Below are 3,038 nucleotides of genomic sequence, written 5' to 3'. Positions count from 1 at the left end.
GCCCGGGGTCCGCGTTCGGGCGCCAAGTCCCAATCCCAATCGGGCAAGCCGCGCTCCCAGCGTAGCGGCGCGCGGGGCGACGACTGGCAGCCCAAGAGCGCTTCCGCGCATGAATCCCGCCTGGGTTTCATGGGCGGTGGCCGGGGGCGTGGCGGCCGTTGAGGCCAGCCGGCCAGGGGGTCGGCGCACCGTCCTGGTGCCGCTGGCTGTAAACCCGCGATGTAGCAGGCAATTTTCCCGGTTATCTGGTAAAATTGTTGGTTTTCATGGCGCGCGTGTACGCCTGGATGAAGGTCGGCATGCAGGGCATGCAGTTGGCCGCGCCAGGCGGATACGTTTTTTTGCGCGCCGGGGTGCTGTGTGGCGGTATCCGTACAGCCCAGGCAGCGCCGCAGTGGGCAGGCAGGTTTGCCCGATGGCGGCGCAGCCAGGCTGGCTTGGCCGCCCATGGCGGCCCGCCTTGCCTTCGGGCAGGAAATCAAGGTCGCAATATTTGGGTTCGGGCTCGGTCCCGTGTTGCCAGGCGCAGGTTGCGCCGCAACGCAGGCCGGGGGCCGGACAATACGGTGGGCTGGGTTTGCAGCCCATTTTTTTTGAGTGTATGGCTGATATATACGCATTGACCCAACAGGCGCTTGCCGGCATGGATGTCGAACTGGTCGACGTCGAACGTGCCGCGCTGGGCTTGTTGCGCGTCACCATCGACAGGGCCGGCGGCGTCCGCATCGAAGACTGCGAGCAAGTGTCTCGCCAGTTGTCGCGCGTGTTCGAGGTCGAGAACATCGACTACAAGCGCCTCGAAGTCGGTTCGCCGGGCGTCGACCGCCCGCTGCGCACCGATGCCGAATTCCGCCGCTTCGCGGGCGAGCGCGTCGAGATCAAGCTGCGCCAGCCAATTGATGGGCGCAAGGTGTTCTCGGGCACGCTGGTCGCGCCCGCCGAAGCGGGCGATGCCGATGCCAATATCCCAGCCAGTGCGCAGCAGGCCGTATTCGGTCTCGAATTTGAGGCAAAGAAGGACGATATCCAGGTATTGAACTTCACGCTCGCCGACATCGAGCGTGCAAAGCTGGATCCCGTTCTGGATTTCAAGGGCAAAAAGCGATGAGTCGCGAAATTCTTCTGTTGGTCGATGCCTTGGCGCGTGAAAAGAATGTCACGCGCGAAGTGGTTTTCGGAGCGCTCGAAAGCGCGCTGGCTTCGGCCATGAAAAAGCGTTTCAAGGAAGACGCCGACATCCGCGTCTCCATCGATCGCGAAACCGGCAGCCACGAGGGTTTCCGCCGCTGGCTGGTGGTGCCTGACGAGGCCGGCCTGCAAGAGCCCGACAAGCAGGAAATGCTGTCCGACGCGCTCGAGATCGTGCCCAACATCCAGGTTGACGAATATATCGAAGAGCCGCTCGAACCCATCGAGTTCGGCCGCATCGGCGCGCAGGCCGCCAAGCAGGCCATCCTGCAGAAAATCCGCGATGCCGAGCGCGAGCAGGTCTTGAACGATTTCCTCGACCGTGGCGAGACCATCATCTCGGGCACGATCAAGCGCATGGACAAGGGCGACATCATTGTCGAAACCGGCAAGATCGAAGCCCGCCTGCCGCGCTCCGAGATGATCCCGAAGGAAAACTTCCGGGTCGGCGACCGCCTGCGCGCCTTCGTGCTGCGGGTCGACCACGCAGCGCGTGGCCAGCAAGTCATCCTGTCGCGCACGTCACCCGAATTCATCCGCCAGCTGTTCGAAAATGAAGTGCCCGAAATCGAACAGGGCCTGCTGGAAATCAAGGCTGCCGCGCGTGATCCCGGCGTCCGTGCCAAGATCGCCGTCATCGCCTACGATAAGCGCATCGATCCCATCGGCACCTGCGTGGGCATGCGCGGTTCGCGCGTGACCGCGGTGCGGAACGAACTGGGCGGCGAACAGGTCGATATCGTGCTCTGGTCCGAAGACCCGGCCCAGTTCGTCATCGGCGCGCTGGCGCCCGCCAATGTCGAGTCCATCGTGGTCGACGAAGACAAGCATGCCATGGACGTGGTGGTCGACGAAGAAAACCTGCCCAAGGCCATTGGCGCCAAGGGCCAGAACGTGCGCCTGGCTTCCGAGCTTACCGGCTGGCAGATCAACATCATGACGCCGGAAGAAAGCCTCAGCCGCCAGGAAACCGAACGTGCCGGCCTGCGCACCACGTTCATGAACAAGCTCGACGTCGACGAGGAAGTCGCCGACATCCTCATCGACGAGGGCTTTACCGGTCTCGAAGAAATCGCCTATGTGCCCATGCAGGAACTGCTGGAAATCGAGGCTTTCGACGAAGACACCATCAACGAGCTGCGCGCCCGTGCCCGCAATGCGCTCCTGACCGAGGCCATCGCCCAGGAAGAGCGCCTTGAAACCGCCCAGGACCTGCTCGAGCTCGAAGGCATGACGCCGGAACTGGCGGCCAAGCTGGCCGAACGGCAAGTGCTGACGCGCGACGATCTGGCCGAGCTGGCCACCGACGAACTGGCGGAAATCGCCGGTCTCGACGAACAACAAGCCAGCGAACTGATCATGCGCGCCCGGGCCCACTGGTTCAACGAAGAATAACCAGGCAGGTGCCGAGGCAGGTGAACACTCGGCCGGACCGCTTGTTCACCGTTGTTGTAATTGCTGCATATAGAGGGAAGATAGCCTAATGTCGAGTAATACTGTCGCCCAGTTCGCTACCGAGCTGAAAATGCCAGCCAACGTGCTGCTCGAGCAGCTGCGTTCGGCCGGTGTTGACCTCAACTCGGTAGACGACGCGGTTACCGACAGCGACAAGGCGAAGCTGCTCGACTCGCTGCGCCGCGCCCATGGCGCGACCGAGGGCAAGAAGATCACCTTGACGCGTCGCCAGACCTCCGAAATCCGCCAGGCCGATGCCACCGGCCGTTCGCGCACTATCCAGGTCGAAGTGCGCAAGAAGCGCGTGTTCGTCAAACGCGATCCTTCCGAGCTCGCCCTGGAGCAAGCCGCCGCGCGCGCCGAGGCGGCCGATGCCGAGGCGGCCGACGCCGCCG

Annotated in this window: 3 protein-coding genes and 1 pseudogene; all 4 read left to right on the top strand. The window is 63.3% G+C overall.

Annotated features, from left to right (window positions below):
- Positions 1–162: pseudogene (locus LPZ50_RS23665) on the top strand (rRNA pseudouridine synthase); the annotation flags it as partial.
- A 439-nt stretch (positions 163–601) separates the two neighbouring features.
- Positions 602–1,108, top strand: coding sequence for a ribosome maturation factor RimP (rimP, locus tag LPZ50_RS23660; RefSeq protein ID WP_230665304.1), 507 nt, complete (start codon positions 602–604; stop codon positions 1,106–1,108).
- Positions 1,105–2,583, top strand: a complete 1,479-nt coding sequence (gene nusA, locus LPZ50_RS23655; protein ID WP_230665303.1) for a transcription termination factor NusA — start codon at positions 1,105–1,107, stop codon at positions 2,581–2,583. Before rimP ends, nusA begins: the two co-directional genes overlap by 4 nt.
- Positions 2,584–2,671: 88 nt before the next feature.
- Positions 2,672–3,038: translation initiation factor IF-2 associated domain-containing protein (locus LPZ50_RS23650; RefSeq protein ID WP_230665302.1), on the top strand; the 367-nt coding region annotated here is incomplete at its 3' end.

Origin of the sequence: Bordetella petrii (assembly GCF_020991325.1) — a bacterium.
Taxonomy (GTDB): domain Bacteria; phylum Pseudomonadota; class Gammaproteobacteria; order Burkholderiales; family Burkholderiaceae_B; genus Bordetella_A; species Bordetella_A petrii_E.
The sequence above is the reverse complement of the archived record's forward strand: the minus strand, read 5'-3'. Positions and strand labels throughout refer to the sequence as shown.

Coding starts and splice junctions, on each gene's coding strand:
- nusA (WP_230665303.1), top strand. CDS start 1,105: ATGAGTCGCGAAATTCTTCTGTTGGTCGATGCCTTGGCGCGTGAAAAG.
- rimP (WP_230665304.1), top strand. CDS start 602: ATGGCTGATATATACGCATTGACCCAACAGGCGCTTGCCGGCATGGAT.